Source organism: Pseudomonas sp. BAY1663 (assembly GCF_000582595.1).
GTDB lineage: Bacteria > Pseudomonadota > Gammaproteobacteria > Pseudomonadales > Pseudomonadaceae > Stutzerimonas > Stutzerimonas stutzeri_AF.
The window spans coordinates 1-17314 of record NZ_AZSV01000089.1; the positions used below are offsets into that span (position 1 = coordinate 1).

A 17314-nucleotide genomic window follows, 5' to 3' on the forward strand; every position below is an offset into this window, starting at 1 on the left:
GCGGTCGCGAACGAAACAGCAACAGACCCTGGTATCTGCCGTGCGAATCCGCTCAGCTCAACGGCATGCCTGGTCAATGCGTGTAGCCAGTTGCTGTCGAGCTGCCTCTATTTCGCTTTCACTGTAGTAGACGCGCGCTCCGGTTGCATCGTTACGGAAGAAACGCCCGCCCTGCTGCAATTGAGCGAGTCGGCTGCGCAGGCTCCGGCACTCCTGCTCGCGCTTGGCGTGCAACGCGCCGGCCTGCTGGTCGGCCGCTTGCTGCTCTTGCCGGCGCGCCTCGAAAAAGCGTTCGCTGCGGGCCTCGCGCTCGCGGGTGGGCTCATCGCGCTCCATCACCTGCGGGCGCACCTCGACCCGCTCGGCACCCGGCGCCGGGCGCTGGCCGAAATGCACTTGCCCCTGGGCATCGGTCCAGCGGTAGATCTGCGCCGATGCCAGTGGCGGCAGCAGGGCCAAGGCCATAAACAGAACGCGCATGATTTCCCTCCTGGATGTCATGTCGAACAAGGATGCGCTCAGCGCTTGGCCGGTAGGCTCACCACGCCTGGCGCGTCCGGTTGATAGTGCCCCAACTGCCGCAGGGTCTCCAGCCTAGCGCGGGCGCGATAGGCATATTCGCTGGCCGGATGGCGCTCGAGGATGAAGCGATAGGTCTCGCTGGCATCGACGAACAGGCCCTGGCGCTCCAGGCACTGCCCACGCAGCAGGGAAATCTCCGGCTGCAGCTGGCTGCGTGGCCGGCTGCGTCGCTCGGCCTGGGAAAGCGACAGCATGACGCCCTCGCAATTGTCCGCCTCGTAATACCGATAGGCGTCGTCCAGGTGGCGGTCGAGGGCGTGCCGGCTGCTGCAGCCAACGGTGAGAACGCTCAGAAAAACAAGAATCAGGGTGCGCATGGGATCCTCCGGATGCCCCTGTATCGACCGCCGCGGAGAATTCTGCAGACGCTTTGTCGCACCGCCGAAAGAGTAGTGGCCAGCGGGCGATGACTACAGCGAACGGGCATAGTAGCCTCGGTCGCAGCCAGAAAAAGGAGCAATCAATGATTTCGCGTCGCACCAAGATCGTCGCAACCCTGGGTCCGGCCAGCAGTTCGCCCGATGTGCTGGAGAAAATGATCGTTGCCGGGCTGGACGTCGCCCGCCTGAATTTCTCCCACGGCACCCCGGACGAGCACCGCGCGCGGGCCGAGCTGGTTCGCGAGATCGCGGCCCGTCACGGCCGCTTCGTCGCGCTGCTCGGCGATCTGCAGGGCCCGAAGATCCGCATCGCCAAGTTCGCCGGCAAGCGCATCGAGCTGAAGGAAGGCGACCGCTTCCGCTTCTCCGTTACCCACCCGCGCGACGCCGGCACCCAGGAGGTGGTCGGCATCGACTATCCGGACCTGGTCAAGGACTGCAGCGTCGGCGACGAATTGCTGCTGGATGACGGCCGCGTGGTCATGCGGGTCGACAATGCCACCGCCGACGAACTGCATTGCACCGTGCTGATCGGCGGCCCGCTGTCGGACAACAAGGGCATCAACCGCCGCGGTGGCGGCCTCACCGCGCCGGCGCTGACCGCCAAGGACAAGGCCGACATCAAGCTGGCCGCGGACCTGCAGCTGGACTACCTGGCCGTTTCCTTCCCGCGCGATGCCGCGGACATGGAGCTGGCGCGGCGCCTGCGCGACGAGGCGGGCTCCAGCGCCTGGCTGATCGCCAAGATCGAACGCGCCGAAGCGGTCGCCGACGACGAGGCGCTCGACGGCCTGATCCGCGCCAGCGACGGCGTGATGGTGGCCCGTGGCGACCTCGGCGTGGAGATCGGTGACGCCGAACTGGTGGGTATCCAGAAGAAGATCATTCTGCATGCGCGCCGCCACAACAAGGTGGTGATCACCGCGACCCAGATGATGGAGTCGATGATCCACAGCCCGATGCCGACCCGCGCGGAAGTCTCCGATGTAGCCAACGCCGTGCTCGACTACACCGATGCGGTGATGCTCTCGGCCGAAAGCGCCGCCGGCGAGTACCCGGTCGAGGCGATCAAGGCCATGGCGCGCGTCTGCGTCGGCGCCGAGAAGCATCCGACCAGCACCAAGTCCGGCCACCGCCTCGGCCAGCGCTTCGAGCGCTGCGACGAGAGCGCCGCGCTGGCGGCGATGTACACCGCCAACCATTTCCCGGGCGTCAAGGCGATCATCGCCCTGACCGAAAGCGGCTACACGCCGCTGATCATGTCGCGCATCCGCTCCTCGGTGCCGATCTTCGCCTTCTCGCCCCACCGCGAGACCCAGGCGCGCGTCGCGTTGTTCCGCGGCGTACAGACGGTGCCCTTCGACCCGGCGGCGCTGCCGGCGGACAAGGTCAGCCAGATCGCCGTGGAAGAGCTGCTCAAGCGCAACATGGTGCAGCCCGGCGACTGGGTGATCCTGACCAAGGGCGACAGCTACCACGACAGTACCGGCGGCACCAACACGATGAAGATCCTGCGCGTCGGCGACCAGTGAGTCGAGTCATCGGGGCCCGGCGCCATACCGGGCCCCGATGCGGGCGACACGCCTGCAGGAGCGCGGGGAGCGGGTTCGCGCCCACGAACCCACTGCAGATCATCGCGGGCATGCCCGCTCCTACGACGGCGCGTCCGCGCCTTCCCGTTCCACGAACACATCGCTGAACACCTGCCCGCGCGGCAGGCCCGCCATGAACAGGCGCCTGGCGCAGGCCTCGACGAATACCGCCCCACCGCAGACCAGGGCGATCGCCTGGCGCGACGCCGGGTGCAGCGCCTGCAGGCAGCCTGCCCGCTGGTCTTCTCCCAACCACTCCAGCTGCAGGTTTTCGCAGCGGCCGGCCAATTCCGCCAGCGGCTCGGCCAGGTAGTGCCCGCCACGGGCGAAATGCAGCAGCCTGATCGGCCCGCGATGCCCCTGGCGCAGCGCCTCGCGCAGCACGCCCCACAGCGGCGCCATGCCGGTGCCGGCGGCCAATAGCAGCAGCGGCCGCTCGGACCAGTCCGGATCGTAATGCAGCGCCCCGCCGTGCAGTTCGCCAAGCCGCAGGCTGTCGCCCGTGCGCAGGCGGCGCGCCGCATCGCAGAACGCCCCCGGCCGTGAGCAGTCCAGATGGAACTCCAGCCATGGCTCGTCGCCCGGCAGGCTGGCCAGCGAATACGGCCGGGCGACGCCCCCGGCATGCCACAGCAGCAGGTGCTGGCCGGCGCGGTAACGCAGCGGGCGCTCCGGCAGCAGTCGCACGCGCAGCACCTCCTCGCTCAGCCAGGTCAGCTCCTGCACTCGAGCCGGCATACCGTCGCGCAGCGGGTCGAAGACTTCCACACGCAGGTTCTCTTCGACCCGGCACTGGCAGGCCAGGCGCCAGCCCCGCTCGCGTTGCTCCGCGCTCAGCGCCCCGGGTAGCAGATCCCGCGGCTCGCCGCCGACGCAGCGCACCAGGCAGGCATGGCAGCTACCGGCACGGCAGCTGTACGGCACCTGCAGCCCGGCATGGTGCAGGGCATCGAGCAGGTTCTCCCCGGCCCGTACCGTCCAGTTCCGTTCGCCGCAACGCAGCTCAGGCACGGACGCTCTCCCAGGCCCGCGCACAGCGGTTGCGGCCGCTGCGCTTGGCGCAATAGAGCGCTTCATCGGCCTGCTGCAGCGACTCGTCCAGGTCGTCGCCGGCATTGAGCAAGGTCAGGCCGATCGACAGGCTCAGGTGTCCGGCTTCGATGCAGACATCCGTCGGCTGCGCATTGGCGAAGGCCTCGCGCAGGCGCTCGCAGCAGGCGCTGAACTGCTCGGCATCGGTATTGGGCAGCAGCAGCACGAACTCCTCGCCGCCGTAGCGGGCGAGCACGTCGTCGTCACGCAGGCAGGAGCGCGCAACGGCGGCGAAAGTCTGCAGGACGCGATCGCCGGTGGCGTGGCCGTGGATGTCGTTGATCCGCTTGAAGTGATCCAGATCGATCAGCGCCAGCCCGGACTGATGCCCCTTGCGCAACCGGCTCAGCTCGACTTCGGCCATGCGCAGGAAACGCCGCCGATTGTACAGCCCGGTCAGCTCGTCGGTAGAAGCCAGGTCTTCGAGCTGGCGCATCATGCCGCGCAACGTATCCTGGTGGGCCTGCAGGGCGAAGCGTCGCTGGCGCATGCGTTGGCGCAGGCGATAGACATGGCCGACGAACAGGCACATCCAGATCAGCGTCACCAGCAACACGCTGGCCTCGAGCAGGAAGACGGTCGCTCCGCCAGGCGCTGCAGGTAGAAGTCCGGTGCGCTGACCGCGACGAAACTGAGGAATGCCAGGGCAGCGTAGCGGATGAAGCGCTTTGGCGGCAGGAATACCGCGAACATCAACACCAGCAGATAGAGCACCAGCAACGAGCCGCGCGCGCTCCCCACGTTGAACAGGAAATAGCTCAGCCAGACCAGCGCCAGCAGCACCTGCGGCTCGGTCAGGCTGGGATCCTTGAAGCGCAGGTTGATGCCGCGGTGGAAAACCCAGAAGAACACCAGCTGGCTGAGCACGATCAGCGCCGAGCAGATCACCGCGCTGGTGACGGAGGCTTCATAGAATCCGCCGACGACCGCGATCCAGGTCAACGGCAGAGCCAGGGCATAGGTAAGCGCCGCCATCGCGAACCGTTTCGTGACCAGTTGCTGCAAAGCCCGCTGATCGGCCTCGTCACGCATCGCACTCATAGGGATCCATCCCGCTGTGGCAATTTGCCGCACTCTACGCCTACCCCAATCAAAAACCTAGCCGGCATCCCTTCGCTCCTGGTCCATCCGTGTACCGCGCAGCCCGACGCGTTATACTGCCGCGCATTTTTTTACCTCGGCACGCCGACTGCCACCGCTCGACGCGCCACTTCCCGCCCCGCCATGAGGACGCGCTGCATGACCGTGATCAAGCAAGACGACCTGATTCAAAGCGTCGCTGACGCTTTGCAGTTCATTTCTTACTACCATCCCGTTGATTTCATTCAGGCGATGCACGAAGCTACCTGCGTGAGGAATCTCCGGCCGCGCGCGATTCCATGGCGCAGATCCTGATCAACTCGCGCATGTGCGCCACCGGTCATCGCCCGATCTGCCAGGACACCGGCATCGTCACCGTGTTCGTCCGCGTCGGCATGGACGTGCGCTGGGACGGCGCCAGCATGAGCCTGGACGACATGATCAACGAGGGCGTCCGTCGCGCCTACAACCTGCCGGAGAACGTCCTGCGTGCTTCGATCCTCGCCGACCCGGCCGGTTCCCGCAAGAACACCAAGGACAATACGCCGGCGGTCATCCACTACTCCATCGTCCCCGGCGACAAGGTGGAAGTGGACGTCGCGGCCAAGGGCGGTGGCTCCGAGAACAAGTCGAAGATGGCCATGCTCAACCCGTCCGACTCGATCGTCGACTGGGTGCTCAAGACCGTGCCGGAAATGGGCGCCGGCTGGTGCCCGCCGGGCATGCTCGGCATCGGCATCGGCGGCACCGCCGAGAAGGCCGCGGTGATGGCCAAGGAAGTGCTGATGGACCCGATCGACATCCACGAGCTGAAGGCCCGCGGCCCGCAGAACCGCATCGAGGAGCTGCGCCTGGAGCTGTTCGAGAAGGTCAACCAGCTGGGTATCGGCGCCCAAGGCCTGGGCGGCCTGACCACCGTGCTCGACGTCAAGATCATGGATTACCCGACCCACGCCGCCTCGCTGCCGGTGTGCATGATCCCCAACTGCGCCGCCACCCGTCACGCGCACTTCGTGCTCGACGGTTCCGGCCCTGCCGAACTGACCCCGCCGCCGCTGGACGCCTACCCGGAAATCGTCTGGGAAGCCGGCCCGAGCGCGCGCCGCGTCGACCTCGACAGCATCACCCCGGAAGAGGTGCAGAGCTGGAAGCCGGGCGAGACCATCCTGCTCAACGGCAAGATGCTCACCGGCCGCGACGCCGCGCACAAGCGCATGGTCGACATGCTGAACAAGGGCGAGGAGCTGCCGGTGGACCTCAAGGGCCGCTTCATCTACTACGTCGGCCCGGTCGATCCGGTCGGTGACGAAGTGGTTGGTCCGGCTGGCCCCACCACCGCCACGCGCATGGACAAGTTCACCCGCCAGATCCTGGAAAGCACAGGCCTCTTGGGCATGATCGGCAAGTCTGAGCGTGGCCCGATCGCCATCGACGCGATCCGCGACAACAAGGCCGTGTACCTGATGGCCGTCGGCGGCGCCGCCTACCTGGTCGCCCAGGCGATCAAGAAGTCCAAGGTGCTGGCCTTCGCCGAACTGGGCATGGAAGCGATCTACGAGTTCGAGGTCAAGGACATGCCGGTCACCGTCGCCGTCGACACCAAGGGCGAGTCGGTGCACATCACGGGACCTGCGATCTGGAAGCAGAAGATCGCCGACAGCCTGGCGGTGGAAGTGCAGTAATAGCCGTCTGGTGCTGAAAACGGAGAGCCCGGCCTTGCGCCGGGCTTTCTGCTTTCAGGCCCGGCGTATCAGCCTGCTCGCGGCGCAAGCGGACGAACAGCGCCTCGACCTTCTCCCGCGCCCAGGGCGTGCGGCGCAGGAAGGTCAGGCTCGACGTGATGCTCGGCGCGCTCTTGAAGCAGCGGATGTCGATTCGCTGGGCCAGCCCTTCCCAGCCGTAGTGCGCCTGCAGTTCGGTCAGCATGGCAGCCAGCGTGATGCCGTGCAGAGGATCTTTTGCCTGGGTCATTGGTGCTCTGAGTGAAGTATGTAGATCAGTGCGTTCGCAGGAGCCGGCTTGCCGGCGATGACCGCACGGGATCGCCGGCCAACCGGCTCCTGCATTGATTGCCAGGCATCGAAGCCGGCGAACGCTGCGGCATCCTACAACGTGATGCGCGTACCAAGCACCTGCACAAAGGCCGCCAGCCAGGCCGGATGCGCCGGCCACGCCGGGGCACTGACCAGGTTGCCATCGGTATGTGCCTGGTCGACGGCGATGTCCATGTACTCGCCGCCCGCCAGCCTCACCTCCGGCGCGCAGGCCGGATAGGCGCTGCAAGCGCGTCCTTGCAGTACGCCGGCCGCGGCAAGCAGCTGCGCGCCATGGCAGACCGCGGCGATCGGCTTGTCCGCCTCGGCGAAGGCGCGCACCAGCGCCAGCACCTGCTCGTTCAGGCGTAGATACTCCGGTGCACGGCCGCCAGGAATCAGCAGCGCGTCGTAGTCCTCGGCACGCACCGCGGTGAAATCGAAGTTCAGCGCGAAATTGTGCCCGGGCTTCTCGCTATAGGTCTGGTCGCCCTCGAAATCGTGGATCGCCGTACGCACGGTATCGCCGGCCTTCTTATCGGGACATACGGCATGCACGCGATGGCCGACCATCTGCAGCGCCTGGAACGGCACCATGGTCTCGTAGTCTTCGGCGTAATCGCCGACCAGCATGAGGATGTTCTTCGCCGCCATGATCGCTCTCCTTCTCGACTGTGGAGCATCGCTCCGAGCGCGATGGCGTCAGGGCCACACCCGTCTCGCCGCGCACCGCGAACGAGCCGGAAATGACGCCTAGCCACCGCGATTGAAAATGTTCACCAGCACTCGGTCGAGCCAGCCCCACATGCGCTGGTACAGCCGCAGGTAGAGGGGACGCGCATACCACCTGCGCAGATCGATCTCGACACTCCGCTGGAAATCCTGCTCGAAGCTTTGCTGCACCTGCGCGCTCAGCGAGGCATCGATCGCTTCGAGATTCGCCTCGAGGTTCCAGCGTAGATTCCAGTGGTCGAAGTTGCACGAGCCGACGCTGACCCAGTCGTCCACCAGCACCATTTTCAGGTGGGAGAAGTGTGGCTGATACTCGTGAATGCGCACGCCGGCGCGCAGCAGCCGCGGATAGAAACGCTGCCCGGCATAGCGCACGGGCGGATGGTCGGTGTTGCGGCTGGTCAGCAGCAGGCGCACCTCAACGCCGCGCCGCGCCGCCCGGATCAACGCCCGGCGCACCTTGCCGGTGGGCAGGAAGTAAGGGGTCGCCAGCCAGATGCGCTTTTCCGCGTGCCGCAGGTTGCGCAGCAGGCTGTGCAGGATGTCGCGATGCTGGCGCGCCGCGGCATAGGCGACACGCCCCAGGCCGCTGCCCATGGGCAGCAGCGGAATGCGTGGCGCCCGCTGCGGCAGCGGCAATTGCCAGATGCGCCGCTTGAGGCAGTTCACCCACTGGCTGTCGAACAAGGCCTGCCAGTCCTGCAAAAGCGGACCGGACATCTCGACCATCGCCTCGTGCCAGTGCCCGTCGGCTTTGCCGGGAATCCAGAATTCGTCGGTCACGCCCGCTCCGCCGACATATCCCGTGCAGCCGTCGACCAGCAGGATCTTGCGATGATCACGGTGCAGGTTGCGCAACTTCAGCCGCAGCGACAGCGGGTTGTACAGGCGCAGCTCGACGCCCGCCTGCTCCAGCCGATCGCGGTTGGCCTGGCTCATCTTCAGGCAGCCGAACCCGTCGAACAGGCAGCGCACCCGGACCCCGCGCGCGGCGGCGCGCAGCAAGGACTCGATCAGACGCTCGAGACACTGCCCATCTTCCACCAGATACAGCTCCAGATCGACGCGGCGCTCGGCTCGCTCGATGGCCTCGAGCATGGGCGGGAAGAACTGCGGGCCATCGATGAGCAGGCGAAAGCGGTTCTCACTGCGCCACGGAAAGACAGCCCCGGCCAGCATCACCGGGCGTCACCCGCGACCGGGCCATGCGACAGGCGACGAAGTGAAGATTCCAATAAACAACGCAATGACATGAAATCCTTTTTCCAGTGAACGTCCAGCAACCTGGCGGAAAACGAAATCACCCGCCCGACGACGCGCCAGCGGACCGCGAGTAGCTTACCCAGTCCCCACGACATGACAAGGCAGCGGCACCGCCCCCTCCGCCTCCTGCACCGATATAGGTCGGCTCCGCCTGCAGGAGTTCCCCTTGGCAAGCGCTCAGGCCGACGCCGCAGGTGCGATGCCCAGCGCCAGCAGCGCCTGCTCCAGACGCCGGGCCCGGGCCTCGCGGGCAAGCCCGAGCACCGCGCGATCGCGTCGCCAAAGCTCGCTGTTGGGCCCTGGCGTGGCCAGCAGGGCGCTTTCGAGGTCGGCCTCGAGCGTTGCGAACTGCTCGGCCAGCGCGGCCAGCAGCAGATGACTCGCCGCCTCGTGCGCGGGCTGACGAGCCATCTCCGCCGCGCCGGCCAACACGCCCAGCAGGCGCAGCGACAGGCTCCGAGGCCACTGGTGCCGCAGCGCCAGGCCGTAGAGCCAGGCGGTCAACGCCGCCAGCACGTAGAGGTCCTCGAGGGTACGGAAGGGTTTGACGTAGCCGCTCCAGCCATCGCCCGGCAGCCTGTCGCCAACGGCCTGCTCGAGGCGCAGACGGGCATGGGGCACATCGGGAACCAGCGGCAACCGGGGGCCGGCTTCCAACCGAACGCCAGCCTGCGCCGCCTCGACGGCGAACAGGCCGAGCCGCGGGGGCTCTTCTGGCGCTTCCTCACGGGCGCAAACCAGCAACCACTGCGCCGCCTGGCCTGCGCTGACGAAATCCTTGCCGCCATTCAGCTGCCGCCCATCCCAGCGGGTCGCCATATCGGCAGGGCGCAGCTTGCGGTTTTCCGTTGCACAGAACGCTCCCAGCCCCGCCGGAGCAGCCGGCCACAGCGCCCGCAACGCCGCCTGGTAGCCGGCAAGAAAGGCCAGCCCCGGCGTGCAGGCCAGCCGCCCGCCATACACCGCCAGCACGAAGGGATCGGCGCTGCCGGCGCCAGCGACGAGCTGCGCATACCAATCCGGCAATCCCCTTGCGGCCTCGACCGGCTGCACCGGTCCGATCAGCTGTTTCCACGACATCGGCTTCTCCGCGTTTTTTTCGCCCATCTTCATCGAAGCGGGCGGGACAGTCACTCAAGCATCATCGATTCGTCACAGCGCCGACATGCCCCCCACCTAGCCTGAGCCGGCAACCAGATAACCGAGCGCAACCATAACAATCAGGTGCTCGCGTTGCATTTGCCAACCCGCCACTGCCACGGCGGAACAGGAGACAGAGCATGAGTGCCATTGCCGATCCACGCAGCACGCGTCAACTGCAAGCCGAGCGCCTGGATGGCGACCAGGCCCTGCGCGAAGCCCAGGCCCTGCGCTATCGGGTCTTCAGCGGCGAATTCGATGCCCGCCTGCAGGGTGCGGAGTTCGGGCTGGATATGGACGACTTCGACGTTCACTGCCGCCATATCGGCGTGCGCGATCTTGCGACCGGCGAGCTGGTCGCCACCACGCGGCTGCTCGATCACCTCACCGCGCGGCGGCTGGGACGCTTCTACAGCGAGGAGGAGTTCGCCCTGCACGGCCTGGCGGAACTCGACGCGCCGGTCCTGGAGATCGGCCGTACCTGCGTCGACCCGGCCTACCGCAACGGCGCCACCATCGCGGTGCTCTGGAGCGAGCTGGCGGAGGTGCTCAACCAGGGCGGCTACCGCTACCTGATGGGCTGCGCCAGCATCCCGATGCGCGACGGCGGCATCCAGGCCCGCGCCATCATGCAGCGGCTGCGTGACAGCCACCTGAGCACCGAACTGCTGCGCGCCGAGCCCAGGACGCCCCTGCCCGAACTGGAGCTCGCCGACAACGTCACCGCCCAGCTGCCGCCGCTGCTCAAGGCCTATATGCGCCTGGGCGCGAAGATCTGCGGCGAGCCCTGCTGGGACCCCGATTTCCAGGTGGCGGACGTCTTCATCCTGCTCAAGCGCGAGGAGCTTTGCCCGCGCTATGCCCGTCACTTCAAGGCGGCGGTCTGAAATGACGCGGCTGCACCTCTATGGGCGCCTGCTGCACGTTGCCGCGGTCATCCTGCTGGGGTTGCTGCTGGCCGCCAGCCTTGGCCTCGCTGCGCGCTGCGCCATGCGCGCCTCGCCACTGCGCAAGCAGAGCCTGACCCGCTGGTTCCTGGCGCGCCTGGCCAATGCCCTGCCCTTTCGCGTGCGCGTCATCGGCGAGTTGCCGACACAGCCGATGCTCTGGGTCGCCAACCATGTGTCCTGGTGCGACATCCCGCTGCTGGGGATGCTGCTGCCGATCTCCTTCCTCGCCAAGGCCGAGGTGCGCGGCTGGCCCGTGCTCGGCTGGCTGGCCCAGCAGGCCGGCACCCTCTTCATCCGCCGCGGCGCAGGCGACGCGGCGCAGGTCAATCGGCAACTGGCAAGGCACCTCGAACAGGGCCGGCACCTGCTGATCTTCCCGGAGCACCTCGACCGACGGCAGCGGCGTGCGCAACTTCCACTCGCGCTTGTTCGCCTGCGCGATAGAAGCCGGCTGCGCGGTCCAGCCCGTCGCCATTCGCTATCTGCGCCAGGGCGCGCGAGACCCCATCGCCCCCTTCGTCGGGGACGACGAACTGCCGTCGCATCTGCGTAGACTGCTGGCCAGCGAAGTGGCGCAGGTGGAAATCCACCTGTTGCCGCCCATCCGCGATACGGCGCCTGGCCGCAACGCCGTCGCCGAGCAGGCGCACAGCGCCATCGAAGGCGTGCTGTCCGGCGAACGACCGATACCGGCAAAAGAGGCGGCCTGATTCCGCCAATGACGCCCCGGGCCTGCCACTGGGTTAAGCTCGCCCCATGAACTATCTCGCACACCTCCACCTGGGCGGCCCGCGGCCCGCCGACATGCTCGGCAGCCTCTACGGCGACTTCGTCAAAGGCCCCCTGCACGGTCGCTGGCCCGCCGACATCGAGGCTGGCATCCGCCTGCACCGGCAGATCGACGCGTTCACCGACAGCCACCCGCTGGTGCTGCAGGCCAAGGCGCGCTTTCCCGAGCAACGGCGGCGCTATGCCGGCATCCTCCTGGACCTGTTCTTCGATCATTGCCTGGCAGCCAACTGGTCGGATTATTCCTCCGAGCCACTGGATCGCTTCACCCGGCGGGCCTACCGGGTTCTTGAAAACGAACCCGCACTGCCGGGCCGACTCGCCGTGATCGCGCCGCAGATGGCCGCGCAGGACTGGCTGGGCAGCTACCGCGACTTCGCGGTGCTGGGCAGGGTGCTGTCCAACATCAGCCGGCGCCTCTCCCAGCCGGAGGGCCTGGCCGGTGGCCTGGAGGAGCTGGAGCGGTTGTACGACCCGCTCCTCGACGACTTCCGCGCCTTCTATCCGCAGTTGCAGCGGTTCGTCCGCAGCGTGGCGTAGCCGGTGCTCACTCAGCTGGCGTAGCCGGGGCTTTGCGCGTCCAGCTTGCGCAGCAGTGCCGGCCACGCCAGCGTGCCGCCCATGCCCGAGCGGGAACGGGTCACCCCCGCCGCCATGGCCTTGGCGCCGGCGAGAATCTGCGCCGGTATGGGGATCAGCTCGGCACCGCCAGCCTGCGCCATGACCTGGATTTCACAGGCGCGCTGGAAGATGAACATCATCAGGAAGGTGTCGGCGATGCTGCCGCCGCAGGTCATCAGGCCGTGGTTGTGCAGCAGCATGAATCCAGTCTCGCCGAGGTCGGCCTGCAACCGCGCCTTCTCCTCGTGATTCAGAGCCACCCCTTCATAGCCGTGGGTCGACAGGCTGGCCAGCACGAACAGCGACTGCTGGCTGATGGGCAGCAAGCCCTGGCGCTGGGCCGATACCGCAACGCCGGCGCAGGTGTGGGTATGCATGACGCAGGCGACGTCGTGGCGAACCTCGTGGACCGCGCTATGGATCGTGTAGCCGGCGGGATTGATGTCGTAGGGGCTGTCCATCAACTTCTCGCCGGCCAGGTCGACCTTGACCAGCTCGACGCCGTGATTTCGTGGAACATCAGCCCGTAGGGGTTGATCAGGAAATGATCGGTGCCGGGAATCTTCGCCGAGATGTGCGTGAAGATCAGGTCGTCCCAGCCATGCAGGGCGACCAGCCGGTAACAGGCGGCCAAGTCGACGCGCGCCTGCCATTCGGCAGGGCTGACCTGGCTCTCGAGCGAAGGCAATGCATGCAGGGCAGTCATCGGTAACACCTCTTGTTATTGTCGTGTCGGTGCCCTCGATTCTAGCCAGCCACGGGTGGCCAGGCACTTGCCCTTGCAGCCAGGCGGCTGGCCCGGCGAGCCATGCTCAGCCGCGCAGGGCCGCGGCGAAAGCCTCCAGCCAGGGCTCGGCATCGCTTTGCGGAGTGACCGTCTCGCTGGCGTCGAGGCGCAGCATCTCCTGGGCCTCGCGCACGCCGAGTTCGGCGAACAGCTCGCGAATCAGCTCGCCGCCACCGCAGAAGGTATCGCCGTAGCTGGCGTCACCCAGGGCGATGATGCCGCCGGGCAGGCCGTTCCAGGCCGGGAACTGGTCGCGGATGGCCGAGTACAGGGGGATGAAATTGTCCGGCAGCTCGCCCATGCCGGTGGTCGAAGTCACGATCAGCAGCGCTTCGGGCGCGAACTCGAGAATCTGCGGCAACTGCGCGCGCGGGTCATGCCAGGCGTCGAAACCGGCGGCCTTGAGTGTGCGTTCGGCGTGACGGGCGACGTCTTCGGCGGTGCCATAGACGCTGCCGGAAAGAATGGCGACTTTCATGATGCGGCTCCGGGATCAAAGCCGCGCATTATGCCGCAATCGTCGCCCCCGAGTGCCGCCCCCGGCAATCTCCCCGATTTGTGCACTTCGTCGGCGCGCCCAGCGAAGCGGAACTAAACTATCCCCAGGTGGTCACAGCGCCGACTGCCCCCTGCAGCCATCCGGCCGCGGCGCTACCAAGTGAAGGGCACGGTCCTTCCGAGGGTAACCGCATGGCGGAACAGACGATCCTGAGCAAAGACGAGCTCAGCTTCATCAAGAAGCTGATGCAGCGCAATGGCAACAGCGCGGTTGAACGGACGGGTTTTCGTCTCGACGGCGGCCCGCAATCCAACGAGCTGTTGTTGCAACTGGCCACCCATGCCGAGCTCTCGCTGCAAGCCGAATTCGATGATTTCCGCATGTCCTTCCCGCTGCAGCTCAAGGAAGACGAGCTGCACAGCCTGGACCTGCAGCTCGCACCGCCGCTGATCTACGAACGCGGGCCGGTGACCCGCGCCTGGCGCCTGCATCTGGAGCAGCCGCTGCCCTTGCTGGAAAACGACGGCGGCGAAAGTTCGCTCAGCGTCCATGAACTGTCCCCGCACGGCCTGCTGGTGGATGCCGGCAAGCGGCGCAAGCCACCCAAGCACTTCCACCTGCGCCTGGCCCTGCCGGACGTTGCACCGCTGGAAATCGAAGCCCATCGGGTCCGCGAACTCAAGGGCGGCCTGGCCGCCTACGAAGTCGCGTTCGCCGAGGAGAAGGACGCCGAGCGCATCCGCTCGTTCCTCTACCGGCAACACCAGCGGCTGCACCCGGAACTGCAGCCTGAGTTGCCCGCCGATCTGGTGTAAGCTGCCGGGCCTGTGATGCGAAGCGATACCGCTCGCCCACTCACCAGCGACGGAACCCATGACCCAGGCCCCGATCCTCATCACCGGAGCCGGCCAGCGGATCGGGCTGCATTGCGCCGAACGCCTGCTGGACGACGGCCACCCGCTAATCGTCAGCTACCGCCAAGAGCGTGACGGCATCGCCCGCCTACGCGAGCGCGGAGCCATCGCCCTGCAGGCCGACTTCGCCGACGAAGCCGGCATCATGGCCTTCATCGCGGCGCTCAAGGAGCGAACCAGGCACCTGCGGGCCATCGTGCACAACGCCTCCGAATGGCGCCCCGATACCCCCGGGCAGGAAGCCGAGGCCTTTCGCCAGCTGTTCCAGGTGCACATGCTGGCGCCCTACCTGATCAACCTGCACTGCGCCGAACTGCTGCGCCACGGCGGGCCGGCGGATATCGTCCATATCGGCGACGACGTCACCCGCAAGGGCAGCAGGAAACACATCGCCTACGCCGCGAGCAAGGCCGGCCTGGACAACCTGACCCTGTCCTTCGCCGCCCGCCTGGCGCCGGCGATCAAGGTCAACGGCATCGCCCCGGCGCTGATCCAGTTCAACCCGGACGACGACGACGCCTACCGCGCCAAGGCCCTGGCCAAGTCGGCTCTGGGCATCGAGCCCGGTGCCGAAGTGATCTACCAGAGCCTGCGTTATCTGTTCGACAATCCCTACGTCACCGGCACCACACTGAGCGTGAACGGCGGCCGCCACCTGATCTGAACGACAGCAAGGAGACGACATGCCCCGACTGGAACCTTCCATGGCACGCATCCGCGTCAAGGACCTGCGGCTGCGCACCTACATCGGCATCAAGGAAGAAGAAATCCTCAACAAGCAGGATGTGCTGATCAACCTGACCATGCTCTACCCCGCCGCCGCCGCGGTGCGCGGCAACGACATCGAGCAGGCGCTGAACTACCGCACCATCACCAAGGCGATCATCCAGCACGTCGAGGACAACCGCTTCGCCCTGCTCGAACGGCTGACCCAGGAAATCCTCGACCTGGTCATGCAGTATCCGCAGGTGCGCTATGCCGAAGTCGAGGTCGACAAACCCCACGCCCTGCGCTTCGCCGAGTCCGTTTCCATCACCCTGGCAGCGCATCGGGATTGAGGCCACCCAGGCTGGCTCGCCCAGCGAGGCAAGGTTATGATCCGGCCGACCTCAGCCAACGCCGAGATTCCAGAGATGAACGACCAAGAACGTACCGAACTCGAAGCCGCCGCCTTCCGCCGCCTGGTGCAACACCTGCGCACCCGCCCCGACGTGCAGAACATCGAGCTGATGAACCTGGCCGGTTTCTGCCGCAACTGCCTGTCGAAGTGGTACAAGGCCGCCGCGGACGACCTGGAAATCGAACTCAGCGCCGACCAGGCCCGCGAAGAGGTGTACGGCATGCCCTACAGCGAGTGGAAGAAACGCTACCAGAAGGAAGCCACGGCCGAGCAGCAGGCCGCGTTCGACAAGGCACAGAAAGAATGAAAGACCTGAAGGATTTCCGCGCGAGCCTGCGCAACCGCAACCACCCGTTCAGCGAAACGCTGGCATTCATCGAAAGCACCTACGACTACCGGCCCAGCCGCTTCGTCAATGGCAGCCTGGAGAATGCCGCCGGCGAGAACGAAGGCTCCTGCAAGACGCTGGGCATGGCCTTGCTGGAAGGCTTCAGCACCGAAGAAGCCCTGCTCGCCTTCGGCGAACACTACCAGGCCGTACTGGCCAACCCGGGCGGCAGCGACCACCGCAATATCCGCGCGTTGATGGAAACCGGGCTGCCCGGCGTGCGCTTCGATACGCCTCCGCTCACGCGCAAATAAACCCGGGGCGGCGGATAAAAAGGGATCATCCCAGACACTTAGGGGAAGGCTGAAGGAGCGGATGATCCCGGAAACCGTTGGGCTGCACGTTACGCCCTCCACCGCCTTCGGGGAAATTCAGTGCCTGCATGCCTATCATAGGCACTGGCTATCCATCGTCCGCCCTGCCCGCCAAACCTTTGGAGTCGTTCATGCCCGTATCCGCCCTTTCCGGCCCGCAGTACCTGCGTGAAGGCCTGCGGCTGGTGCTCAGCCCCGGGTTGCGGCTGTTCGTGATCCTGCCGCTGACGGTCAACGTGCTGCTGTTCTTCGGCCTCGTCTGGCTCGCCATCCGCCAGTTCGGCATCTGGGTCGATGCCCTCATGCCCAGCCTGCCGGACTGGCTGGGCTTCCTCGAATACGTGCTCTGGCCGCTGTTCGTTGCGCTGGTGGTGCTGATGGTGTTCTTCACCTTCACCCTGCTCGCCAACATCATTGCCGCGCCATTCAACGGCTTTCTGGCGGAAAAGGTCGAAGTCGTGGTCCGCGGCGACGATGCCTCCCCGCCGTTCAGCTGGGCCGAGCTGCTGGCCATGCTGCCGCGCACCCTTGGCCGCGAACTGCGCAAACTCGCCTACTTCGCGCCGCGCGCCCTGGCGCTGCTGGTGCTGTCGTTCATTCCGGTGCTGAACCTCGCCGCCGCACCGTTATGGCTACTGTTCGGCGTGTGGATGATGGCGGTGCAGTACATCGACTACCCGGCGGACAACAACAAGCTGAGCTGGCCCGAGATGATGGCCTGGCTGCGCCAGCGCCGCTGGCAGAGCCTGGGCTTCGGCGCGGTGACCTATGCCGCGCTGCTGGTACCGGTGTTGAATCTGTTGGTCATGCCGGCGGCGGTGGCGGGCGCCACGCTGTTCTGGGTACGGGAGGGTGGGCCAAATCGGCAGCTCGATCGGCAAGGTTGAGCCTTGCGCAGTGGCATGCAACGCCACTGGGAGGGGATGAGTTTTTGATACCGGACTGGCAAGATTGGGTGATGGTGCTGCTGTTCGGTTTAGTCTGAGACTTGGTCGTTAAATCGCTTATCGAGTGTGCTGATACTTCTGGTTTCGCCCT

General features: G+C 66.4%; 16 protein-coding genes and 5 pseudogenes. 11 read left to right on the forward strand and 10 right to left on the reverse strand.

Annotated features, from left to right (window positions below; genetic code table 11):
- Window positions 1-57: 57 nt before the first annotated feature.
- Window positions 58-480 (reverse strand): DUF4124 domain-containing protein, encoded by a 423-nt coding sequence (locus BAY1663_RS18940; RefSeq protein ID WP_037043773.1) that lies wholly within the window; start codon window positions 478-480, stop codon window positions 58-60.
- Between the two features lie 38 nt (window positions 481-518).
- A complete protein-coding gene (locus tag BAY1663_RS18945) occupies window positions 519-899 on the reverse strand; it encodes a tol-pal system YbgF family protein (RefSeq protein ID WP_037043776.1) in 381 nt (126 codons plus the stop codon).
- A 146-nt stretch (window positions 900-1045) separates the two neighbouring features.
- Between BAY1663_RS18945 and pyk the strand changes: the two genes are divergently transcribed.
- On the forward strand, window positions 1046-2494 hold the full coding sequence (gene pyk, locus BAY1663_RS18950) for a pyruvate kinase (protein WP_037043779.1): 1449 nt from the start codon (window positions 1046-1048) through the stop codon (window positions 2492-2494).
- A 120-nt stretch (window positions 2495-2614) separates the two neighbouring features.
- Here the strand turns inward: pyk and BAY1663_RS18955 are convergent, their stop codons facing one another.
- Both BAY1663_RS18955 and BAY1663_RS18960 read right to left on the reverse strand, forming a co-directional pair.
- A complete protein-coding gene (locus tag BAY1663_RS18955) occupies window positions 2615-3565 on the reverse strand; it encodes an iron-sulfur-binding ferredoxin reductase (RefSeq protein WP_037043781.1) in 951 nt (316 codons plus the stop codon).
- Window positions 3558-4687 (reverse strand): annotated as a pseudogene (locus BAY1663_RS18960) (diguanylate cyclase domain-containing protein). The gene BAY1663_RS18955 and the pseudogene BAY1663_RS18960 overlap by 8 nt, the downstream one beginning before the upstream one ends.
- A 198-nt stretch (window positions 4688-4885) precedes the next feature.
- On the opposite strand from BAY1663_RS18960, the pseudogene BAY1663_RS18965 reads away from it, so the two are divergent.
- Window positions 4886-6408: pseudogene (locus BAY1663_RS18965) on the forward strand (fumarate hydratase).
- A gap of 79 nt (window positions 6409-6487) precedes the next feature.
- On the opposite strand, the pseudogene BAY1663_RS25465 reads toward BAY1663_RS18965, so the two are convergent.
- The 4 genes and pseudogenes from BAY1663_RS25465 to BAY1663_RS18985 all read right to left on the reverse strand — a co-directional run.
- Window positions 6488-6697 (reverse strand): annotated as a pseudogene (locus tag BAY1663_RS25465) (VF530 family DNA-binding protein); the annotation flags it as partial.
- A 134-nt stretch (window positions 6698-6831) separates the two neighbouring features.
- Window positions 6832-7416, reverse strand: a complete 585-nt coding sequence (locus BAY1663_RS18975) for a DJ-1/PfpI family protein (protein ID WP_177325826.1) — start codon at window positions 7414-7416, stop codon at window positions 6832-6834.
- Between the two features lie 96 nt (window positions 7417-7512).
- On the reverse strand, window positions 7513-8670 hold the full coding sequence (locus BAY1663_RS18980; RefSeq protein WP_037043788.1) for a phosphatidylserine/phosphatidylglycerophosphate/cardiolipin synthase family protein: 1158 nt from the start codon (window positions 8668-8670) through the stop codon (window positions 7513-7515).
- A 261-nt stretch (window positions 8671-8931) separates the two neighbouring features.
- Window positions 8932-9834, reverse strand: coding sequence for an acyl-CoA dehydrogenase (locus BAY1663_RS18985; RefSeq protein WP_037043807.1), 903 nt, complete (start codon window positions 9832-9834; stop codon window positions 8932-8934).
- Window positions 9835-10034: 200 nt separating this feature from the next.
- Between BAY1663_RS18985 and olsB the strand changes: the two genes are divergently transcribed.
- The 3 genes and pseudogenes from olsB to BAY1663_RS19000 all read left to right on the forward strand — a co-directional run bounded on the left by olsB (window position 10035) and on the right by BAY1663_RS19000 (window position 12173).
- Window positions 10035-10781, forward strand: a complete 747-nt coding sequence (gene olsB, locus BAY1663_RS18990; RefSeq protein WP_037043790.1) for an L-ornithine N(alpha)-acyltransferase — start codon at window positions 10035-10037, stop codon at window positions 10779-10781.
- A 1-nt stretch (window position 10782) separates the two neighbouring features.
- A pseudogene (locus BAY1663_RS18995) lies at window positions 10783-11554 on the forward strand (lysophospholipid acyltransferase family protein).
- Between the two features lie 46 nt (window positions 11555-11600).
- On the forward strand, window positions 11601-12173 hold the full coding sequence (locus BAY1663_RS19000; RefSeq protein WP_037043792.1) for an ACP phosphodiesterase: 573 nt from the start codon (window positions 11601-11603) through the stop codon (window positions 12171-12173).
- An 11-nt stretch (window positions 12174-12184) separates the two neighbouring features.
- Here BAY1663_RS19000 and BAY1663_RS19005 read toward each other — a convergent pair.
- Together BAY1663_RS19005 and BAY1663_RS19010 are read right to left on the reverse strand one after the other, a co-directional pair.
- A pseudogene (locus tag BAY1663_RS19005) lies at window positions 12185-12960 on the reverse strand (class II aldolase/adducin family protein).
- Between the two features lie 106 nt (window positions 12961-13066).
- A complete protein-coding gene (locus BAY1663_RS19010) occupies window positions 13067-13519 on the reverse strand; it encodes a flavodoxin (protein ID WP_037043794.1) in 453 nt (150 codons plus the stop codon).
- Between the two features lie 212 nt (window positions 13520-13731).
- Between BAY1663_RS19010 and BAY1663_RS19015 the strand changes: the two genes are divergently transcribed.
- The 6 genes from BAY1663_RS19015 to cysZ all read left to right on the forward strand — a co-directional run bounded on the left by BAY1663_RS19015 (window position 13732) and on the right by cysZ (window position 17163).
- A complete protein-coding gene (locus BAY1663_RS19015) occupies window positions 13732-14355 on the forward strand; it encodes a PilZ domain-containing protein (RefSeq protein WP_037043797.1) in 624 nt (207 codons plus the stop codon).
- A gap of 58 nt (window positions 14356-14413) precedes the next feature.
- Window positions 14414-15118: a dihydromonapterin reductase gene (gene folM, locus BAY1663_RS19020; protein WP_037043799.1), complete on the forward strand. Its 705-nt coding sequence runs from the start codon at window positions 14414-14416 to the stop codon at window positions 15116-15118.
- Window positions 15119-15137: 19 nt separating this feature from the next.
- Window positions 15138-15512, forward strand: coding sequence for a dihydroneopterin triphosphate 2'-epimerase (folX, locus tag BAY1663_RS19025; RefSeq protein ID WP_037043801.1), 375 nt, complete (start codon window positions 15138-15140; stop codon window positions 15510-15512).
- 75 nt (window positions 15513-15587) lie between these two features.
- Entirely contained in the window at window positions 15588-15881 is a 294-nt protein-coding gene (locus tag BAY1663_RS19030; protein WP_037043809.1) for a DUF1244 domain-containing protein, read from the forward strand.
- On the forward strand, window positions 15878-16216 hold the full coding sequence (locus tag BAY1663_RS19035) for a HopJ type III effector protein (RefSeq protein ID WP_037043804.1): 339 nt from the start codon (window positions 15878-15880) through the stop codon (window positions 16214-16216). Before BAY1663_RS19030 ends, BAY1663_RS19035 begins: the two co-directional genes overlap by 4 nt.
- Window positions 16217-16407: 191 nt before the next feature.
- Entirely contained in the window at window positions 16408-17163 is a 756-nt protein-coding gene (cysZ, locus tag BAY1663_RS19040; RefSeq protein ID WP_037043806.1) for a sulfate transporter CysZ, read from the forward strand.
- The last annotated feature ends 151 nt before the right edge of the window (window positions 17164-17314 follow it).

What these genes read in the sequence shown, in the direction of transcription:
- BAY1663_RS18940 (WP_037043773.1), bottom strand. Translation starts at nt 480, where the DNA reads ATGCGCGTTCTGTTTATGGCCTTGGCCCTGCTGCCGCCACTGGCATCG.
- BAY1663_RS18945 (WP_037043776.1), bottom strand. Translation starts at nt 899, where the DNA reads ATGCGCACCCTGATTCTTGTTTTTCTGAGCGTTCTCACCGTTGGCTGC.
- pyk (WP_037043779.1), top strand. Translation starts at nt 1,046, where the DNA reads ATGATTTCGCGTCGCACCAAGATCGTCGCAACCCTGGGTCCGGCCAGC.
- BAY1663_RS18980 (WP_037043788.1), bottom strand. Translation starts at nt 8,670, where the DNA reads ATGCTGGCCGGGGCTGTCTTTCCGTGGCGCAGTGAGAACCGCTTTCGC.
- BAY1663_RS18985 (WP_037043807.1), bottom strand. Translation starts at nt 9,834, where the DNA reads ATGTCGTGGAAACAGCTGATCGGACCGGTGCAGCCGGTCGAGGCCGCA.
- olsB (WP_037043790.1), top strand. Translation starts at nt 10,035, where the DNA reads ATGAGTGCCATTGCCGATCCACGCAGCACGCGTCAACTGCAAGCCGAG.
- BAY1663_RS19000 (WP_037043792.1), top strand. Translation starts at nt 11,601, where the DNA reads ATGAACTATCTCGCACACCTCCACCTGGGCGGCCCGCGGCCCGCCGAC.
- BAY1663_RS19010 (WP_037043794.1), bottom strand. Translation starts at nt 13,519, where the DNA reads ATGAAAGTCGCCATTCTTTCCGGCAGCGTCTATGGCACCGCCGAAGAC.
- BAY1663_RS19015 (WP_037043797.1), top strand. Translation starts at nt 13,732, where the DNA reads ATGGCGGAACAGACGATCCTGAGCAAAGACGAGCTCAGCTTCATCAAG.
- folM (WP_037043799.1), top strand. Translation starts at nt 14,414, where the DNA reads ATGACCCAGGCCCCGATCCTCATCACCGGAGCCGGCCAGCGGATCGGG.
- folX (WP_037043801.1), top strand. Translation starts at nt 15,138, where the DNA reads ATGCCCCGACTGGAACCTTCCATGGCACGCATCCGCGTCAAGGACCTG.
- BAY1663_RS19030 (WP_037043809.1), top strand. Translation starts at nt 15,588, where the DNA reads ATGAACGACCAAGAACGTACCGAACTCGAAGCCGCCGCCTTCCGCCGC.
- BAY1663_RS19035 (WP_037043804.1), top strand. Translation starts at nt 15,878, where the DNA reads ATGAAAGACCTGAAGGATTTCCGCGCGAGCCTGCGCAACCGCAACCAC.
- cysZ (WP_037043806.1), top strand. Translation starts at nt 16,408, where the DNA reads ATGCCCGTATCCGCCCTTTCCGGCCCGCAGTACCTGCGTGAAGGCCTG.